1 protein-coding gene is annotated in these 645 nt (G+C 47.0%); it reads left to right on the top strand.

Annotated elements, in window-relative coordinates; genetic code table 11:
• Positions 1-645: thrombospondin type 3 repeat-containing protein (locus tag A3761_RS26200; RefSeq protein WP_197472958.1), on the top strand; the 645-nt coding region annotated here is incomplete at both ends.

The following is a 645-nucleotide window of genomic DNA, read 5'->3' as shown; positions in this document are numbered from 1 at the left end:
GAGGACTGTGGCGGCCTGGATAAGCTGCTAACGACAGAAGAAGTGAACGATACCGTTTGGTACAGCGAGCAAGATACGGTTGCTTTTGATAGCGGTGGAACCGGCAGCTTCGAAGACCATCACACTGGAACTGAATACACGACTACCTGGTCGATAGATTCTGGCTTTGTTCGCTTTACGGCGACAAGTGCTTCAGGAGTATTCTCTCGTAAGCTAGGCATCTTGTCTGATGGCTTCCCTCATATTTCTACCAAGTTCTTCCATGATGGTGAAGCTAATGACTACATTGCTAGCATGCTGTATGCAGTGAGTGAAGATGCGACTGACAGTGACTCAGACGGTATACCGGATGATATTGATAACTGTCCGACTGATGCAAACAGTGATCAGCAAGATAGCGACCATAATGGAATAGGTGATGCCTGTGATGGGGGAGACACCTCTGGTCATATGTTTACGGTAGAAGAACTTTCTGACCAAACTCGCTTTAATGTTTACTTCGACGATGCGCCAGATGATGGTGGCGACCCTTACTACATTATGGAGTCCATGACCTTTAATTCTGATGGCTCGTTTAGTGCTGAGCTAGATGACAATGCCTTGTCGCGCGGAGAATCACACTATTCAGGTGACTGGAGTATAGAA

The organism is Oleiphilus sp. HI0123 (assembly GCF_001635315.1).
This window is presented reverse-complemented; position numbering and strand designations above follow the sequence as displayed.